Origin of the sequence: Vibrio floridensis (assembly GCF_021852965.1) — a bacterium.
Taxonomy (GTDB): domain Bacteria; phylum Pseudomonadota; class Gammaproteobacteria; order Enterobacterales; family Vibrionaceae; genus Vibrio; species Vibrio floridensis.
The window spans coordinates 54,704-73,499 of record NZ_JAKGCY010000003.1 but is presented as its reverse complement, the minus strand read 5'-3'; the positions used below and the strand labels follow the sequence as shown (position 1 = coordinate 73,499).

Here is an 18,796-nt window from a genome sequence, read left to right as displayed (position 1 = left end):
TGCTCTATAGTTAATTCATACCCCAAGTAAGCCTTGTTCTCAAAACCTCCAGCCAAGGCGCTAGAGTGTCATTGAGAATGGGCGAACAATCAGCGATGAATAAGGCCATTTATGTTCAATCGACTCTCAATTAAACAGAAGCTGATGCTGCCGATTGGCTTACTGACATTGGTGATCGTTGCGACGACACTGATCAATGTGCTGCAAGCCAATAAACAAGCTGAGCTTAATTCAATGCTCAATACTCAAGTGCAGCCGGTGATGGATAGCTTAGAAGATGGTTATCGAGACATTTACCAAGTGATCACAGCGGCTCAAGGAATATTACTGGCGCAGTCACAAAGCGAGGTGGATTATCACATTGGTGAGTTTAAAGATAATGCCTACAACGTCGAACCGAGAGTTGGCAAAGTCCGAGAGCTGTTTAATGCCGGTTTGTTGCCAGAATCGGAGCGTCAGCAACTGACGAATCTAACGAGTGCCGCAAAAGCGTGGTTAGCGCTTTATGAGCCGATGTTTGCCCAGCCAAAAAATGCGGCGGGTTACTACCAAGATAACCGTCGCCAGTTTGAGCAGCAATTTGCCGTATTGCGCCAGCAACTGGTTTCCATTCGCAGCTTAATCGAGCAAGTGCAAGGGCAACTAAGAGAAGAGGTTGAACGTTCGATTGATTACAGTGTGTATGTGATTGAAGCTGGGGCGGTTATCTCCATCGCATTGGTGCTGCTCTCTTTCGTCATGGCCAAGCAATTAATTCTTAAACCCATAGAAGGCATTAGTCACGCCATGGCGGAAATCGCGTCAGGGGATGGCGATCTCTCAAAACGCATGGTGGCGACCAGTGACGACGAACTCGGACTACTGGCAGGCGCATTTAATCAATTTGTTTCTCGGATCCACTCCACAGTCGAGCAGGTGATTATTTCCTCCAACGCGGTGCGCGCTGAAATGGAGAACATCAAAACGCTGACGCAAACGGTGGCCGAGTTCTCAGGCCAGCAGCAGCAAGAAAGTGAGATGGTGGCCACTGCGGTTAACGAAATGCAGATGACCAGCCAGTCGGTTGCCGAGAATGCCAATGAAGCGGCGTCGGCCAGTCATAAAGCCAACAGCGAAGCGGACAACACCAACGCCATTTTGAAGACCACCGTTAGCTCTATTCAAAGTCTTGCCGGGGAAGTGGATAACGCGAGCCAAGTCATTCACAACCTGGATCTCGATGTAGCGAACATTGCCTCTATTCTTGATGTGATTCGAGGCATTGCCGATCAAACCAATCTGCTGGCGCTCAATGCAGCCATAGAAGCGGCTCGTGCGGGGGAACAAGGTCGTGGCTTTGCCGTGGTGGCCGATGAAGTGCGTTCGCTCGCTAGCCGTACTCAAGAAAGCACGGGTGAAATTCAATCGATGATCGAAAAACTGCAACACGGTGCGCGAGAAGCGGTTGCGGTGATGCAAGCGAGTAAAGAGCGGGGCCACGATACGATTGATAATGCAGGTAAAGCCAGTGATTCGCTGGCAGAAATCATCAGTTCGATTTCGTTGATGAGCCAAATGAACTCGCAAATTGCGACCGCCGCCAGCGAGCAAACCAGTGTCAGCGATGAGGTTAACAACAATGTAATGCACATTTTGGAAAACAGTCATCACATGGTGGAAATGGTCAGCAGTGCAGAAAATGCTTGTCTATCGTTGGCAGGGCAGTGCGAAACATTGGACGACTTGGTCGCGCAGTTCAAAGTTTAGAGCCCCTGATTTCTCTCGGTGTTTGTTGAGAGAAGTCTGTGGTAGCGTAGCGAAAAACTCATCAGGAAGAATGCGCTATGTCTCTTTGGTCGTCGGTGAAATTTGCTCAACGCTACGCTCAACTCCCCACGGTATTTTATCGTTTGGTGATCCCTCAACCGCTCGACAATAGCCGTTGGGTCATTTGGAATGGTGAGCTTGCCCAAGGGTTTGCGTTACCCAAGAACGCTGACGATCCTCAATTGCTCGCTGTTTTCTCCGGTGCGGAGCCGTTTTCTTCCTTCAAGCCTTTAGCGATGAAATACGCCGGCCATCAGTTTGGAGTTTACAACCCAGATTTAGGCGATGGGAGAGGCTTACTGCTGGGCGAAATGCAAAACCAGCAAGGGCAGTGGTTCGATATTCATCTTAAAGGCGCAGGGCTGACACCTTTTTCTCGCATGGGAGATGGCCGAGCGGTGCTGCGCTCAACAATTCGTGAATACCTCTGCAGCGAAGCGATGGCCGCTCTTGGCATCGAGACAACGCGCGCGTTGGGCATGACGGTGAGCGACACGCCCGTCTATCGTGAGCAAGTCGAGCAGGGCGCTTGTTTGATTCGTCTTGCCCAAACGCACATCCGCTTTGGTCATTTCGAGCATTTTTTCTATACCGAACAATATGATGAGTTGCGCCTTCTCGCTGACAATGTCATCGAATGGTACATGCCTGAGTGCACCGCACACGACAAACCGTATTTGGCGATGTTTGAACAAGTGGTGGCGCGCACAGCGACCATGATTGCCCAGTGGCAGGCGGTGGGGTTTGCTCATGGGGTGATGAACACCGACAACATGTCGATTTTGGGTCAAACCTTCGATTACGGTCCGTTCGGTTTTCTCGATGATTACGAGCCAGGTTACATCTGTAACCATTCCGATTATCAAGGCCGTTACGCGTTTGACCAACAGCCTCGTGTGGCACTGTGGAATCTCTCTGCACTGGCGCATGCCTTATCACCCTTAATTGACCGTGACGACTTGGAACTGGCCTTGGCTCAGTACGAACCGACACTCGGTAAGGTGTTTAGTCAATTGATGAGGCAAAAGCTCGGTTTGCTTAGCCAGCAAGAGGGCGACAGCGAGCTATTTAATGCCATGTTTGCTTTGTTGGCGGAGAATCACACCGACTACACGCGCTTCTTTCGTACCCTTTCTCAACTCGATAGGGAGGATGCACAAACGGTGATCGACCTGTTTATTGACCGAGACGCCGCGCATGGTTGGCTAAGCCGTTACCTTGAACGGGTGGCGCTGGAGCAAACCGCCTCTGGAGAGGCGAAATCCGCCCAGCAACGTTGTGAGCAAATGCGCGCCGTCAATCCTAAGTACATTTTGCGCAATTATCTGGCGCAACAGGCGATCGACAAAGCGCAGCAGGGCGATTTTTCGGAGGTGCATACCCTAGCCAAGCTGCTGAAAAATCCCTATGACGAGCAAGCCGAAATGGAAGCGTATGCTCACCTTCCTCCAGAATGGGGTAAGAAGATGGTCATCAGTTGCTCTTCTTAAGTTATGCCTGCTATACCCTTCCTACTTGAAGCTGCAGCGGTGTTGGCTGCATTCGTTCACTGGCACGCCAGCCCGGCCCAATCACATAGCGTATCTATGCTCATGGGGATTCACTCATTTGCCGCCTACCTGCAACTTCAAGTTGTTTGGGTATAAGTTGTGAGCTAGCTCCAGATCAGCTTCAAAAATTATTAAAACTTTCGTCAGTGGTTCGCGTTGAAATCGATACACTATGTAAATAAGTTGTAATTTTTTGGATAAGCTCAGATGCAGGATGTAACTCGAATTTTAGTGGTGGACGACGATAGCGAAATTCGCGAACTGCTGCATGAGTATTTGAGCCGCAACGGATACCAAGTGGCGACGGTGGCGGATGGGCATCAGTTAAAGCACTACCTTGCAGAAAACGGCTATCCAGAATTAGTCCTGCTCGACATCATGCTTCCCGGTGAAGACGGCTTCAGCCTATGCCAATTTATGCGCCGTGAATCGACTGTGCCGATCATCATGCTCACGGCGGTCTCGGAAGAGACAGACCAAATCATCGGTTTGGAGATCGGTGCCGATGATTACATTGCCAAGCCCTTTAACCCACGCCATTTGGTGGCGCGCATAAAAGCGGTTTTACGCCGCGTGCACGTCACACAGGAGAAGCCAAGTGACACGCTGCCAAAGCAGATTGTTTTTGGTGATTGGCGTTTGGATACGTTAGCACACCGTATTGTTCATCAAGAAAATGGTCAACAACACGAATTGTCAGGCAGTGATTTCGCTTTGCTGATGCTGTTTTTGACCCATCCCGATGAAATCCTCGATCGTGACACCATTTCTTATGCCACTAAGGGGCGTGAGTCGTTGCCTTTTGAGCGCGGTATTGATGTTCAACTATCACGTTTGCGTCAACGCTTGGGCGACAGTGCGCGCTACCCACACTACATCAAAACCATGCGCGGTAATGGCTATATTTTATCGGTGCCTGTTAGCTACGAACATTGAGGTGATTGGAGATGAAGAGGTTTCGCCCCAACTCCTTGGTTGCCAGAACGCTGTTGCTTACCTTGCTCGCGGTGGTGATAGCTCAAGGGATCGCCACCGCTATCTGGTATAGCGAGTCCAAACAGAAAGAGCTGCAAGGTATTCGCTCGGCGTCGGAAAGCATGGCGGGCATGTTTGCCTCGACGGTGACCTTTTTCCAATCCTTACCCGTGCGTTATCGTCATATCGTGCTGGATCAGATCCGCAATATGGGTGGCACGCGCTTTTTCGTCTCTTTCAATAAACAGAAGCTGACTGTTGAGCCGATTGCCGATACACCGTTAAAACTGGCTTCGGTGCTGGCTGTCGAAAGCGTGCTGCAGCAAAAACTCACCAAGGTTGCCTCAATCTCCGTTGACTTCTCGCATCCGCAAAATTTACGTTTGCTGAAAGACGACATCTATCTGCATGACCTACCCAAATCGTGGGCGCACCACACGCTTACTTTGGAGCCGATCAATCCCCCCGTGTTGGTGGTGCAAATTGAGTTAGAAAGTCACGAGTGGATCTACATTGCCGCGCTGCTTCCCGCACCTTATTTGACCTTAGATGACACTATTTTAGGGCGTGAGCAGATCTTGTTTCTCTTCTTCTCAACCACGCTATTGTTAGTGTTGACTTACACCATGATCCGTCGCCAGGTGAAGCCGCTCAAGCGCTTAGCCAAGGCGGCCAATGAAATGAGCATCAATATCGAGCAGCCACCGTTGCAAGAAGAAGGGGCGAGTGAGCTGGTGACAGCCACGCGTGCGTTTAATCGCATGCAGCAGCGTATTCGTCGTTACGTGGCAGACCGAGAGCATCTTTTTTCCGCCATTTCTCACGATCTCAAAACGCCGATCACCCGTTTGCGCATCCGAGCCGAGTTGCTCGAAGATGACACCAAGCGCAGCAAGTTCAATCGCGATCTCGATGATTTGGAGATGATGGTCAAAGGGGCGCTGCAGTGTGTGCGCGATACCGATTTGCATGAGAACAACGACTACATCGATCTCAACGCGATGATCGAGCATGTGATTGATACCTATAATCAGCACGATACTAAGGTCCATTTTCGTCCCATCATCATGGAGCCTATGGTGGCCAAGCCTCTGGCGATAAAGCGAGTGCTCACCAATTTGATCGACAACGCGGTGAAATATGGTGAACAAGCGGTGGTGACACTCGAACACAGTGACGAGTGGATTTACGTCACCATTGATGACCAAGGACCGGGAATTGCGGAAGCGCAATTAGAGGCCGTGTTTGAACCCTATTTCCGCTTAGCAAAGGACAGTGAAGGGCATGGATTAGGCTTAGGTATCTGCCGAAACATCTTACACGGACATGGTGGAGATCTCATTATTAGCAATCTGCCGCAGGGTGGTTTACGTGCGCAAGTGCTGATTCCTAAAGGGCTGGAAGTGTAATGTAACAAAGGTGTTACTTTGTGGTTACGGTTTGTTGCAATGCTTATCTCCAGTTATGGATAGACTGCTCAATATCAGGCATGACCTGATCTGTCTAATCCGATACATGGAAGATAACAATGAAAATGAAGAAAACCCTACTTACCCTCTCTCTTATTTCTGCTGCCTCTTTTGCACAAGCAGGCGAAGTAGAAGTGCTGCACTGGTGGACGGCAGGTGGCGAGGCGAAATCCGCTGCCGTGCTCAAACAAATGCTTGAACAGCAAGGTCACACTTGGAAAGATTTTGCGGTTGCCGGCGGTGGTGGCGAATCTGCCATGACGGTACTGAAAACCCGTGCGGTTTCAGGCAACCCGCCGTCTGCGGCTCAAATTAAAGGACACGATATTCAGGAATGGGGTGGGTTAGGTTTCCTCACTTCTCTCGATGCGACAGCGAAACAAGAAAACTGGGATGGCATCTTGCCTTCCGTTGTCACTAAGGTGATGAAATTTGATGGTGAATACGTGGCTGTGCCTGTCAACGTTCACCGTGTTAACTGGCTATGGGCAAACCCTGATGTATTGAAAAAATCGGGCGTGAGCTTACCAACCACCTTGGATGAGTTCTTTGTCGCTGCGGACAAAATCAAAGCGGCGGGCTTTATTCCTCTTGCTCACGGTGGCCAACCTTGGCAAGACGCGACCGTGTTTGAAGCGGTGGCACTGGATGTGTTAGGCAGCGAAGATTACAACAAAGCGTTTGTCGATCTGGACATGAACGTCTTGTCTGGTGACAAGATGGTGGAAGTGTTCACTAAGTTCAAAAAAATGCGCGACTACATCGACAGCAACGCTCCGGGACGTGATTGGAACGTGGCGACCTCCATGGTCATCAATGGTGAAGCGGCGATGCAAATCATGGGTGACTGGGCAAAAGGTGAGTTTAGCGCCGCGGGCAAAGTACCGGGCAAAGACTACATTTGTGCCCCAGCGCCGGGAACGGCTGGCCAGTTTACCTTCAACATCGACAGCTTTGCTTTCTTTGAACTGAGCGACAAAGCCAATCAAAAAGCCCAGCAAGATTTGGCTCGCACCATCTTGACCAAAGAGTTCCAAGAAGTGTTCAACCTCAATAAAGGCTCGATTCCAGTTCGCTTGGACATGGACATGAGTAAGTTTGATCAATGTGCGCTTGACTCGATGGCGACCTTCAAAGCCAGCGCGACGTCGGGTGATCTCGTGCCAAGTATGGCGCATGGCCTCTCTACCACCAGTTACGCACAAGGTGCGATCTACGATGTGGTGACCAACTTCTTTAACGACAGCAAGGCGGATCCAAAAGAAGCTGCACAGAAACTGGCGAAAGCCGTGAAAGCAGCGATCTAACCCCCTAGGCGGGCAGGTGCGCTTTGCCTGTCTGCCTATCTCAGCTGATCTTCTCACTCTGAGCGTTTGCTCGGTAGGAAGTGTTTTTCGCTACAAGGAACCGTTATGGAGCATATTTTGAGTGGGCCAACGAGCAAAATCGCACCAAAACCTTCGCTAGCTGATCGCTTGCAACACTGGTTACCAAAACTGGTGTTAGCGCCGACCATGCTAGTGACGGTGGTGTGTATCTACGGATTTATTTTTTGGACAGCGGCGCTTTCCATGACTAACTCCCGTTTTCTACCCAGTTTTAAGTTTGTTGGTTTTGACCAATATGCCAAATTGATGGAAAACGACCGCTGGGTAACGTCGATTACTAACCTAGGTATTTTTGGCGTTCTTTTCATTGCGATTGCCATCGTTTTGGGTGTCGGTCTGGCGATTTTGTTGGATCAAAACATCCGTCAGGAAGGGGCAATTCGCACCATTTACCTCTATCCCATGGCGCTGTCGTTCATTGTGACCGGTACCGCGTGGAAATGGATTTTGAACCCAGGATTGGGGATAGAAAAACTGTTGAACGATTGGGGATGGACAACCTTTAAATTTGACTGGTTGGTGAACTCGGAGATGTCGGTTTACACCTTAGTGATTGCTGCGGTTTGGCAATCGTCCGGTTTTGTTATGGCGATGTTTCTCGCGGGTTTGCGTGGTATTGATTCCTCGATCATCAAAGCAGCGCAAATTGATGGCGCGAGCCTACCGACCATCTATTGGAAAATCATTCTGCCGTGTTTGCGTCCGGTGTTCTTTAGCGCGGTGATCATCACCTCGCACATCGCGATTAAGAGTTTCGACTTAGTCACTGCGATGACCGCTGGTGGACCGGGCTATTCATCGGATTTACCTGCACTCTTTATGTACGCTCATTCGTTTACTCGTGGGCAAATCGGCTTAGGTGCCGCCAGTGCGATGATGATGTTAGGGGGCATTCTGGCCATCTTGGTGCCGTATCTTTATTCCGAGCTTAGGGAGAAGCGCGCATGAACTCTTCAGTGAACATGGCCCGATGGTTTATTTACGGCGCATTGGTCTTTTTCTGCTTGGTCTATTTGATGCCGCTGTTTGTCATGGTGATCACCTCGTTTAAAACCTTGCCAGATATTAAGGCCGGTAACTTAATGAGCTTGCCACAAGAGTGGGTGTTTGACGCTTGGTACAAAGCGTGGAATGGCGCCTGTACTGGGGTGAAATGTGAAGGGGTAAAGGGCTACTTTTGGAACTCGTTTCAAATGGTGATCCCTGCCGTGGCCATTTCGACTTTGCTTGGGGCGTTCAATGGCTATGTCGTTACCAAATGGCAGTTTCGTGGCTCTAACCTGTTTTTCAGCTTGTTGCTGTTTGGCTGCTTCATTCCTTTCCAAGTGATCTTGCTGCCGATGGCCGCGGTGCTTGGCAAGCTCGGTTTAGCCAATACCACCACTGGCTTGGTACTGGTGCATGTTATCTACGGCATGGCGTTTACCACACTGTTTTTCCGTAACTTTTACATCAGTGTACCGGATGAGTTGATCAAAGCTGCCAAGCTCGATGGCGCAGGATTTTTTACCATCTTCTTCAAAATCCTTCTGCCTATTTCAACCCCTATCATTATGGTGACGGTGATTTGGCAGTTTACTGCGATTTGGAATGACTTCCTGTTTGGCGTGGTGTATTCCGGCTCAGAAACCCAACCGATCACGGTGGCGCTGAACAACTTGGTCAACACCAGTACTGGGGTGAAAGAGTACAACGTGGACATGGCAGCGGCGATCATTGCGGCGTTACCAACGCTGTTGGTGTATGTGTTGGCGGGTAAATATTTTGTACGCGGGTTAACTGCGGGATCAGTAAAAGGATAAGTAACATGGCAACTCTAGAACTCAAACAGATCCGCAAAACCTACCCAAAAGCGGACCAAGAAACCTTAAAAGGCATTGATATCAGCATCGACTCTGGTGAGTTTCTCATCCTGGTGGGTCCGTCAGGGTGTGGTAAGTCCACCTTGATGAACACCATTGCGGGGTTAGAAAACATCTCTTCCGGTGAAATTGTGATTGATGGTGTCGATGTGGCGCAAGTGGAACCGAAAGATCGCGACATCGCGATGGTGTTTCAGTCTTACGCGCTGTATCCCAATATGACGGTGCGCGGCAACATCGAATTTGGTTTGAAGATCCGCAAAATGCCGCAAAGCGAGATTGATGCGGAAGTGCAACGTGTGGCCGAAATGCTGCAAATTGACCACCTTTTGGATCGCAAACCGTCTCAGCTATCTGGTGGTCAGCGCCAGCGTGTGGCGATGGGGCGTGCATTAGCGCGTCGTCCTAAGCTCTATCTGTTTGATGAGCCGCTTTCAAACCTGGATGCCAAATTGCGTGTGGAAATGCGCCATCAAATCAAACGGCTGCACCAAAAGCTCAATACCACCATCGTTTACGTAACCCACGATCAGATCGAGGCGATGACGCTGGCAGACCGTATCGCGGTGATGAAAGATGGCATCTTGCAGCAGCTCGGCACACCACAGGAGATCTACAACCAACCAGCGAACATGTTTGTTGCGGGCTTCATGGGGTCGCCGTCGATGAACTTTATTTCCACTATGGTCGATCTCAACAGTGAAGATCATCCAGTGATTAAGGTGAGTGGTGAGTGTGGTCAGGAGCATCACATCAAACTGCCTGCCTCCATGCGTGAGCAAGATGGCAAACGCGTGGTGATTGGTTTGCGTCCAGAGCACATTTCCGACAAGCCAAGCGATGATCAGAGCGCGTCGACGTGTTTGGATTTGAAACTGGAAGTGTTGGAACCGACAGGGCCAGACACGATTGCGATGATTAAAGTGAATCAGCAAGAAGTGGCGTGTCGCCTCTCTCCTGAACTGCAAGCGAAGGCGGGGGAAAGTGCATCGCTCTACTTCGACTTGTCCAAAGCGGTCTATTTTGATGCCGAATCACAACAACGAATAGAGTTTCACTGATGAGGTAGGGTGAAACCCACAAGGGCGAAGCGTGTAGGGCGCGTTAGTCCATTATTTGCGTGTCCTCTATCGTGGCGATGCACATTATCACGGTGTCGCTACGGCATGATCGGGGGAGAATGATCAAACCAAGCTTGCGGTTTGATGTGAGGGCACGCCTTCCTTATGACTTCTTTTCTACGCTCATCGGTGTCGAACCATTTTTATTCTATCAGAGACGCTTTCTTGTAATTGGTGTTCCTGCTATCAGCTTTCCAGTCATCCGTTTTTCTTCCCTGCCATTCCCGTTTTACAGACGGGGAGGCATACCCAGAGCGTTTAGTTCCCATGTGTCACTTTCCACCCTTTTGTTCTTAATAGATGTGTCATTTCCCACCCATTTTAAACGCCGTAACGGGGTGTTGCTCATGGTTTGTTTGCTTATCTATTTGAATATTATTTAGTTTTTTTATTGGTCCGGTTATTGCTCTAACAGAAGTATCGCACCCAAAGATGGGGCGGTTCGATTAACAAGGAGAAGAATAATGTTAAAGCCTCTAACCCTACTTGCTGCTTCCGTACTTGCTGTCACCAGTTTCAATGCGGCGGCCAACTGTGACCCAGGCGAGATCGTCATCAAGTTCAGCCACGTCACCAATACCGATAAGCACCCGAAAGGGATCGCGGCATCACTACTGGAAAAACGCGTGAACGAAGAGATGAACGGCAAAGCGTGTATGCAGGTTTACCCAAACTCAACACTGTACGATGACGACAAAGTGTTAGAAGCCATGCTAAACGGCGATGTTCAATTGGCGGCCCCTTCTCTTTCCAAGTTTGAAAAATTCACCAAGAAATATCGCATCTTTGACCTGCCATTCCTGTTTGAAGACGTCGACGCGGTTGACCGTTTCCAAAACTCAGACGCGGGCGTGAAGTTGAAAAATGCCATGAATCGTCGTGGTGTGCGTGGGTTAGAGTTCTGGCACAACGGCATGAAGCAAATTTCAGCCAGCAAGCCACTGATTTCGCCAGCGGACGCCAAAGGATTGAAATTCCGCGTGCAAGCCTCTGACGTGCTCGTTGCTCAGTTTGAACAACTGGGTGCGAACCCGCAAAAAATGTCCTTTGCCGAAGTGTACGGCGGGCTGCAAACCAAGGTTATTGATGGTCAGGAAAACACTTGGTCTAACATCTACGGTAAGAAATTCTTTGAAGTACAGGATGGTATTACTGAAACCAACCACGGCATTTTGGATTACCTAGTCGTGACCTCAAGCAAGTGGTGGGATGGCCTGCCTGCGGATGTGCGTGACCAGTTCGCGACCATCCTAAAAGAAGTAACAGAGCAACGTAACGCTGAGTCCAACAAGGTTGAGTTAGCCAACAAGCAGTACGTGATTGAAGCGGGGGGTGTGGTGCGCACCTTGACGCCAGAGCAACGTGAAGCGTGGGTAACAGCGTTGAAACCTGTTTGGAAGAAATTTGAGAAAGACATCGGTTCAGATCTGATTGATGCAGCATTGGCGTCAAACAAGCAATAAATAAGAACGGGCTCTGACGGTCGAGTCAGAGCCCAGTTTTTAGCACAATAATGAGCGAATCGATTATGGAACAATCATTTTTGGCAAAAATTGGTCACTTCACCGATCGGGTAGAAGAAGGGCTGATTGCATTTTTCCTTGGTGCCATGACACTGCTGACTTTCGTCAATGTTGTGATGCGCTATCTCTTTAACGACAACATTCTCTGGGCCCTTGAACTTACCGTATTTATGTTCGCGTGGATGGTGTTGGTCGGCGCGTCTTATGGTGTGAAGAAACACTTCCACATCGGTGTGGATGTGGTGATTGATAAAGCCCCACCACCGTTACGCAAAGTACTGGCCTTGGTGGCCGTCAGTTGTTGCTTAACCTTTTCTATTTTACTTTTGATTGGCTCTTGGAATTACTGGTACCCCTTTGCGACTGAGCGTGCTTGGTATGAAACCGACGATATCCCGATGCCTGAGATTTTTCAGTTTATGTCGGATTGGTTCAATGAAGGCGAAGCGTACGAGAAGATCCCCCGTTTTATTCCTTACATGGCACTTCCCGTTGGGATGGCGTTGCTGACGTTTCGTTTTTTGCAGGTCGCATGGCGAATTCTGACCAATCAACAAGATCGCATGATCGCGGGTCATGAGGCAGAAGAAGATCTTGAAGCATTGAAAGCGGAGATGGGTGATGCCGACGATTTGATGGGTGGTTCACGTCGTGATGGTAAGGAGCAGTAAGCGATGGATATTCTATTTTTATTTTTGTTAGTCATTGGCTTTATGCTGATTGGCGTGCCTATCGCGGTTTCTCTCGGCTTATCGAGCATTCTGTTTTTGATGTGGCACTCCGATGCGTCTTTGGCGTCGGTGGCGCAGACTTTATTTAATGCCTTTGAAGGCCATTACACCTTGTTGGCGATTCCGTTTTTTATCTTGGCATCCAGTTTTATGTCGACGGGTGGGGTAGCCAAGCGCATCATCCGCTTTGCGATTGCTATGGTGGGGTGGTTTCGCGGTGGCCTAGCTATGGCCTCGGTGGTGGCATGTATGATGTTTGCCGCGCTGTCCGGTTCTTCACCGGCTACCGTGGTGGCGATTGGTAGCATCGTTATTGCTGGGATGATCAAAAACGGTTACTCGAAAGAGTTCGCGGCTGGGGTGATTTGTAATGCCGGGACACTGGGTATTTTGATCCCGCCGTCGATTGTGATGGTCGTTTACTCTGCGGCCACCGATGTCTCGGTCGGTCGTATGTTCCTCGGTGGCGTGATCCCAGGGCTACTTGCCGGTCTTATGCTGATTGTGGCGATTTATATTGCGGCACGAATAAAAAATCTGCCTAAGCAGCCTTTTGTGGGTTGGTCAGAAGCCATCAACGCGGCAAAGGAAGCGAGTTGGGGATTACTGTTGGTGGTGATCATCCTTGGTGGTATCTATGGGGGCATTTTTACCCCAACCGAAGCGGCTGCGGTGGCTGCCGTCTACTCATTCTTGATCGCTAACTTCGTTTATAAAGACATGGGGCCTTTTGCCGATAAGCAAAACCAACGTCCTGCGCTTGTGAAAGTGTTTGAAGCCTTCTTTCATAAAGACACCCAACATACGCTTTTTGAAGCAGGTAAGCTGACCATCATGTTGTTGTTTATCATTGCCAACGCATTGATTCTTAAACACGTGCTGACGGAAGAGCGCATTCCGCAAATGATCACAGAATCGATGTTGTCAGCGGGGCTTGGTCCCATCACCTTCTTGATTGTGGTTAACGTATTGCTGCTGATTGGCGGTCAGTTTATGGAACCATCAGGTCTACTGATTATCGTGGCTCCGTTAGTCTTCCCCATCGCCATTGCGTTAGGCATCGACCCGATTCACTTGGGTATCATCATGGTGGTGAACATGGAAATCGGCATGATCACACCGCCTGTCGGGCTCAATTTATTCGTCACCGCAGGGGTGGCAAAAATGTCGATGATGAACGTGGTCAAAGCCGCATTGCCTTGGGTGGCGGTGATGTTCCTCTTCCTCATTATTGTCACGTACGTTCCGTGGATTTCCACTTGGTTACCAACCACACTGATGGGGCCGGAGATCATTACCAAGTAACGTTTTTCCTCTGAGCCACCCACAAGTAGAGCGTGGGTGGCTTTGTCTTTCGGCCTCGATGCGAAGCATCATGACTTGTAGTTTTCTTTATCTAAACCATAGCGCTGCATTTTGTCATACAGGGTTTTTCTCGCCACTTGCAGCTTATCCATCGTCTCTTTGATGCTGCCACCACATTCCATCAGCGTTTGCTCGATGACGCTTTTTTCAAACTCGGCCACTTGGTCAGAGAGCGCATAATGCACTGTTGTGCTTGCAGGTGTCTCACCGAGCTGCGCCAACTTGCCAAGCAAGATGTATCGCTCAGCCGCATTGCGCAGTTCTCGCACATTGCCTGGCCAATTGTGAGCCAACAGCTGCTGTAAATCGCTGGCAGAGAGCGCAGGGACGGTTTTTGCGTAACGAGCCGCCGCCACCAGTAAAAAGTGGTGAAAGAGGGCGGCGATGTCTTCTTTACGTTCCCGAAGAGGCGGCAAGTTGAGGGTCACCACATTTAGACGATAGTAGAGATCCTGACGAAACTCACCGCTGGCTGCCGCTTGTTTGAGGTCAACCTTAGTGGCGGCAATAATGCGCACATCCAAAGGCAGCAACTGATTGGACCCGATGCGTTCAATCACGCGCTCTTGCAACACTCGCAACAAGCGGATTTGTGCTTGCATTGGCATCGATTCAATTTCATCGAGAAACAGCGTTCCCCCCTGAGCAAATTCGAATTTCCCAATGCGTTGACTGTCTGCGCCAGTGAACGCGCCTTTTTCGTGGCCATAGAGTTCACTTTCAATCAGGTTCTCAGGGATAGCCCCGCAATTGAGGGCGACAAAATTTTTCTCACGACGAGCACTTTGTTCATGAATAGAACGGGCAATCAACTCTTTGCCAGTGCCAGTTTCGCCAAACAGCAGAATATCGGCTTGGGTGTCAGCGATGTGACTGATGGTTGCTCTTAATTCTTGGATGGAGGGCGTTTCACCAATGATTCTCGGCCCAAGGGTTTTGCTCGCTTTAAGCGATTGTCGCAGAAGCTGGTTTTCATTGGTCAGTTTGCGTTTTTCGATGGCCCTTTTCACGGTCTCAACCAGGTGTTCCGGAGAAAATGGCTTTTCAATAAAATCGTAGGCGCCACTGTGCAGGGCTTTCACCGCCATCGAGATGTCGCCATGACCGGTGATCATAATGACGGGCAGCTCTTTATCTCTGTGAATCAAGGTATTGAGTAAATCCATTCCTGAGATCCCAGGCAAGCAGATGTCGGTGATCACTACGCCGGGTGTCTGCTGCTCTTTCATCGCCAGTAACGCGCTTTCTGCATCGGCGAAAAAACGAGTGTCAATGTCAGCAAGTTCAAAACTCTGCTCAATGGCGAGCCTTAAATCGGATTCGTCGTCAATAAAATAAACCAAGCACATATCAGACCTCGCTTGTTGTGGTAGGCAGTGAGACGGTGAATCGAGCGCCACCTAATGGACTGTGGTTGACCATCAGCTTCCCTTTCATACCAGTAAGGATTTGTTGTGAGATGGAAAGACCGAGCCCTAAGCCATTTTTCTTGGTGGTATGGAAAGGCTCACACAGTTGTTGAAATTGCGCAGGCTCAATCCCCGGCCCATTATCATCAATGTGGATGTTGACGTTTTGAGAAGAGTCTATCTCCACCACTAGGTTCAGACGTTTTTCTTCGCACCCTTCCATCGCTTCAATCGCATTCGTGATGAGATTGATGAGAACCTGTTCAAGCTGAATCACGTTAATAACAACCAATATTTCTTGTTCGGGATAGTGCGTATTCAGCTGAACCCGAGCCGATTTTAGAGCGGGTTTCATCAGTTCGTTGGCTGATATTAAAATCGGAATCAGTTTTGCTTCGACCAGTTCATCACCGTTGGATTTTCGTGCGAAAGAGCGCAGTTGTTGGCTAATCTTTGCCATTCTTTCGGTCAAAGCGGAAATGCGACTGAGATTCTCATCGACCCGAAGGTACTTCTCTTTTTCTAAAAAGAGTCTTCCGTTATCGGCAAAACTGCGAATAGCCGCCAATGGATTGTTGAGCTCGTGGCTGATACTCGCCGACATCTGTCCAAGCACGGCCAGTTTTGCTGCTTGGATTAACTCATCTTGGGTAAGCCGTAAAGCTTGCTCGGTCTTGGTACGTTGAGCGATCTCCGCTTGCAGTTCGGCGGTACGCTCCATGACTTGAAACTCAAGCTTTTGTTTTGCTTCTTGCTGCAACTGCTCAATCTGTTTGTGCTTTTGCTGACGATGGTAATAGAGTTGGCCGAGTAGGAAAATAACCGCAAACACCAAGGTTTCAACCAAAAGTAAGCTGAAGGTGGTAAAAACCAAGTTGTGTTTTGCAGAAAGTACCCGAATGGTGAGGTCCAAATTGCGAAGTGGGAGCGAAGAAACAATCATGGTCCCCGCACTGTAAGGGCTGCCTTGTTTGATTTCGCTTTGTGGTGAGTGTAAGTCACCGACGAAATTGAGCGAATCAATGGTCCGGTCTAAATATTGTTGGGAATTCCGAATCTGCTGAAGCTGCTGCTCAGTTTTTGGGGTTAGGCTTTTAAACAGCCAAGATGGTTCACTCGACATAAATACGATCTGATTTTCATCGTTAGCGACAAAAATGCTGCGCTTTTCCTGCCAGTTATCCTCAATCGATATCAGCTCCATCTTGACCACAACCACGCCAATAATAGCCCCAGCGTAAGTGACGGGGAAAGAGTAGTAATATCCGCGTTGCCCTGATGTGGATCCAAGGGCGAAGTACTGGCTGCGTTTACCGATGATCGCCTGTTTAAAATAAGGTCGAAAAGCAAAGTTCCTGCCTACAAATGAGCGATCAATATTCCAGTTGCTTGCGGCAATGGTATTTCCGTATTCGTCAATAAGGTAAGTGTCTGCCGCTTGAATGATCTGATTAACCTCTTCGAGGTAACGATTGGTAATATCAATTTGCGCACTGTTTTGAGGGTGCAACAGCGCTTCTATCAGCGGTGCATCTTTAGCGATGAGCTGAGGGATATGGGCAAACTTGTCGAGTTTATTTTGAATGTGGCTGGCAAAACGTTCTAGCTGCGAACGGTGTTGTTGGGTCAACGATTGATAGCTCTTGTTCCAAATAAAATGACCGCTCACGGCCATACAAATGAAATAGAAGACAATAAACAGCAACACAATACGAGTGCGTTGAGACATCCCATTTCTCCTAGCTAGCAAGTGCAAACCCAAACAACACAAACATTGAAGCGGTGGTGATTCAAACATCACGGGCTCAATGATGTTATCGGTTTGTAGGAAAGAGTGGCGAAAAAGATCTCAACTCTGTGGGGCAAAACAAGAGCAAGATCTCTTTTTACGCTTTTCAATAAAAAAAGCTGTCGATTCTCTTGAAAAACTCGTTATTGTCCCAATCTTAGTTGCTAACCGCCAAATTGCGACATGAATTCGAGATTTTAGGACAGACATTGCGCACATAGTGGTGATTGGCTCGACAGGGTTAGATCAGATCGTTAGAATGTCGCGTCTGAAATTTTGTCCTGAGACTAATAGGAGATACCTTTGGTGTTCGCCGAAGATATCACTGATTAGTCTGGTTTCACTTTGAAACCAAAACTCGATTTTAAAATAGGTGTTCGTAAAGAACACAGACAAGGATGCAGCCGTATTCGTTTGCTCTGGCACTCGTTAGGCTCATATGCTCAGTGAAACTGAGCCATTTTTGAGGTTTATATATAATGCAAGTTACTGTTGAAACGCTAGAGGGCCTAGAGCGCCGTCTGAATATTACTGTTCCTGCTGCTAACATCGAAGATGCAGTTACAGCTGAACTACGCAACATCGCTAAAAACCGTCGTTTTGATGGTTTCCGTAAAGGCAAAGTGCCAATGAAGATGGTTGCGAAAATGTACGGCAAAGCAGTACGTCAAGACATCCTAGGTGAAGTGATGCAACGCCACTTCATCGAAGCGATCATCAAAGAGAAGATCAACCCAGCGGGCGCGCCAACATTCGCTCCTGTGGAAAACAAAGAAGGCACGGATCTAGTATTCAACGCAACTTTCGAAGTTTACCCAGAAGTTGAACTAAAAGGTCTAGAGAACATTACTGTTGAAAAACCAGCAGTTGAAGTGAAAGACGCTGACGTTGAAGAGATGATCGAAACTCTACGTAAGCAACAAGCGACTTGGGCTGAAGTTGAAGAAGCGGCTGAAGCTGGTAAGCGCGTAAGCATCGATTTTGTTGGCTCTATCGACGGTGAAGAGTTTGAAGGCGGTAAAGCTGAGAACTTCCCACTAGAAATGGGCGCAGGCCGCATGATCCCTGGCTTCGAAGATGGTATCGAAGGCAAAACTAAGGGCATGGAATTCGAAATCGACGTAACATTCCCAGAAGATTACCACGCTGAAAACCTAAAAGGTAAAGCAGCGAAATTCGCTATCAAAGTGAACAAAGTGGAAGCACGTCAACTACCAGAACTAAACGACGAGTTCGTTGCTAAGTTTGGCGTAGTAGAAGGCGGCATCGACGCACTTAAAGCGGAAGTTCGTAAAAACATGGAACGTGAGCTTAAGCAAGCGGTTAAAAACCGTATCAAAGAGCAAGCGATCGACGGTCTTGTAAAAGAGAACGAAATCGACGTGCCAGCTGCGCTTATCGACCAAGAAATCAATGTTCTACGTCAGCAAGCAGCACAACGCTTCGGTGGTAACGTTGAAGCAGCAATGCAACTTCCTCGTGAACTGTTTGAAGAGCAAGCGAAACGCCGTGTAGTCGTTGGTCTACTTCTAGGTGAAGTGATCAAAGCTCACGAGCTAAAAGTTGATGAAGAGAAAGTGAAAGCTATCATCACTGAAATGGCGACTGCTTACGAAGATCCAACGGAAGTTGTGACTTACTACGAGCAAAACGAACAGCTAATGAATAACATGCGTAACGTTGCTCTAGAAGAACAAGCTATCGACGCGATCATTGCTAAAGCTCAGGTTTCTGAAAAAGAAGTTAGCTTCAACGAGCTAATGAACCAACCAGCTTAATAAGCAATATCTTGCGTAGAAGGTTGACTA

General features: G+C 48.8%; 14 protein-coding genes. 12 read left to right on the top strand and 2 right to left on the bottom strand.

Annotated features, from left to right (window positions below; translation table 11 throughout):
• Positions 1-111 precede the first annotated feature (111 nt).
• The 11 genes from LZU85_RS06645 (at position 112) to LZU85_RS06595 (ending at position 13,730) form a co-directional block, all read left to right on the top strand.
• Complete coding sequence (locus LZU85_RS06645) at positions 112-1,746, top strand: methyl-accepting chemotaxis protein (protein ID WP_237286738.1); 1,635 nt, start codon at positions 112-114, stop codon at positions 1,744-1,746.
• 77 nt (positions 1,747-1,823) lie between these two features.
• Positions 1,824-3,296 (top strand): protein adenylyltransferase SelO, encoded by a 1,473-nt coding sequence (locus LZU85_RS06640; RefSeq protein ID WP_237286737.1) that lies wholly within the window; start codon positions 1,824-1,826, stop codon positions 3,294-3,296.
• A gap of 267 nt (positions 3,297-3,563) precedes the next feature.
• The gene (locus LZU85_RS06635) at positions 3,564-4,292 is read left to right on the top strand and encodes a response regulator (protein ID WP_237286736.1); all 729 of its coding nucleotides are present in this window, start codon (positions 3,564-3,566) and stop codon (positions 4,290-4,292) included.
• An 11-nt stretch (positions 4,293-4,303) separates the two neighbouring features.
• Positions 4,304-5,740 carry an ATP-binding protein gene (locus LZU85_RS06630; RefSeq protein ID WP_237286735.1) on the top strand — a complete coding sequence of 479 codons (1,437 nt, stop codon included), beginning with the start codon at positions 4,304-4,306 and terminating at the stop codon, positions 5,738-5,740.
• A gap of 119 nt (positions 5,741-5,859) precedes the next feature.
• Complete coding sequence (locus LZU85_RS06625) at positions 5,860-7,107, top strand: ABC transporter substrate-binding protein (RefSeq protein ID WP_237286734.1); 1,248 nt, start codon at positions 5,860-5,862, stop codon at positions 7,105-7,107.
• 105 nt (positions 7,108-7,212) lie between these two features.
• Positions 7,213-8,136, top strand: a complete 924-nt coding sequence (locus LZU85_RS06620; protein ID WP_011078159.1) for a carbohydrate ABC transporter permease — start codon at positions 7,213-7,215, stop codon at positions 8,134-8,136.
• Entirely contained in the window at positions 8,133-8,990 is an 858-nt protein-coding gene (locus LZU85_RS06615; protein WP_011078158.1) for a carbohydrate ABC transporter permease, read from the top strand. Before LZU85_RS06620 ends, LZU85_RS06615 begins: the two co-directional genes overlap by 4 nt.
• A 5-nt stretch (positions 8,991-8,995) precedes the next feature.
• Positions 8,996-10,111 carry an ABC transporter ATP-binding protein gene (locus LZU85_RS06610; protein WP_013572186.1) on the top strand — a complete coding sequence of 372 codons (1,116 nt, stop codon included), beginning with the start codon at positions 8,996-8,998 and terminating at the stop codon, positions 10,109-10,111.
• 524 nt (positions 10,112-10,635) lie between these two features.
• Positions 10,636-11,634 carry a TRAP transporter substrate-binding protein gene (locus LZU85_RS06605; RefSeq protein ID WP_011078156.1) on the top strand — a complete coding sequence of 333 codons (999 nt, stop codon included), beginning with the start codon at positions 10,636-10,638 and terminating at the stop codon, positions 11,632-11,634.
• Positions 11,635-11,699: 65 nt separating this feature from the next.
• Positions 11,700-12,365, top strand: coding sequence for a TRAP transporter small permease (locus tag LZU85_RS06600; protein WP_237286733.1), 666 nt, complete (start codon positions 11,700-11,702; stop codon positions 12,363-12,365).
• A gap of 3 nt (positions 12,366-12,368) precedes the next feature.
• Entirely contained in the window at positions 12,369-13,730 is a 1,362-nt protein-coding gene (locus LZU85_RS06595; RefSeq protein ID WP_237286732.1) for a TRAP transporter large permease, read from the top strand.
• Between the two features lie 68 nt (positions 13,731-13,798).
• Here the strand turns inward: LZU85_RS06595 and LZU85_RS06590 are convergent, their stop codons facing one another.
• Both LZU85_RS06590 and LZU85_RS06585 read right to left on the bottom strand, forming a co-directional pair.
• A complete protein-coding gene (locus LZU85_RS06590; protein ID WP_237286731.1) occupies positions 13,799-15,139 on the bottom strand; it encodes a sigma-54-dependent transcriptional regulator in 1,341 nt (446 codons plus the stop codon).
• A 1-nt stretch (position 15,140) separates the two neighbouring features.
• Positions 15,141-16,928: a sensor histidine kinase gene (locus LZU85_RS06585; RefSeq protein ID WP_237286730.1), complete on the bottom strand. Its 1,788-nt coding sequence runs from the start codon at positions 16,926-16,928 to the stop codon at positions 15,141-15,143.
• Between the two features lie 539 nt (positions 16,929-17,467).
• Here LZU85_RS06585 and tig point away from each other — a divergent pair.
• Entirely contained in the window at positions 17,468-18,766 is a 1,299-nt protein-coding gene (gene tig, locus LZU85_RS06580; protein ID WP_237286729.1) for a trigger factor, read from the top strand.
• Positions 18,767-18,796: the final 30 nt, after the last annotated feature.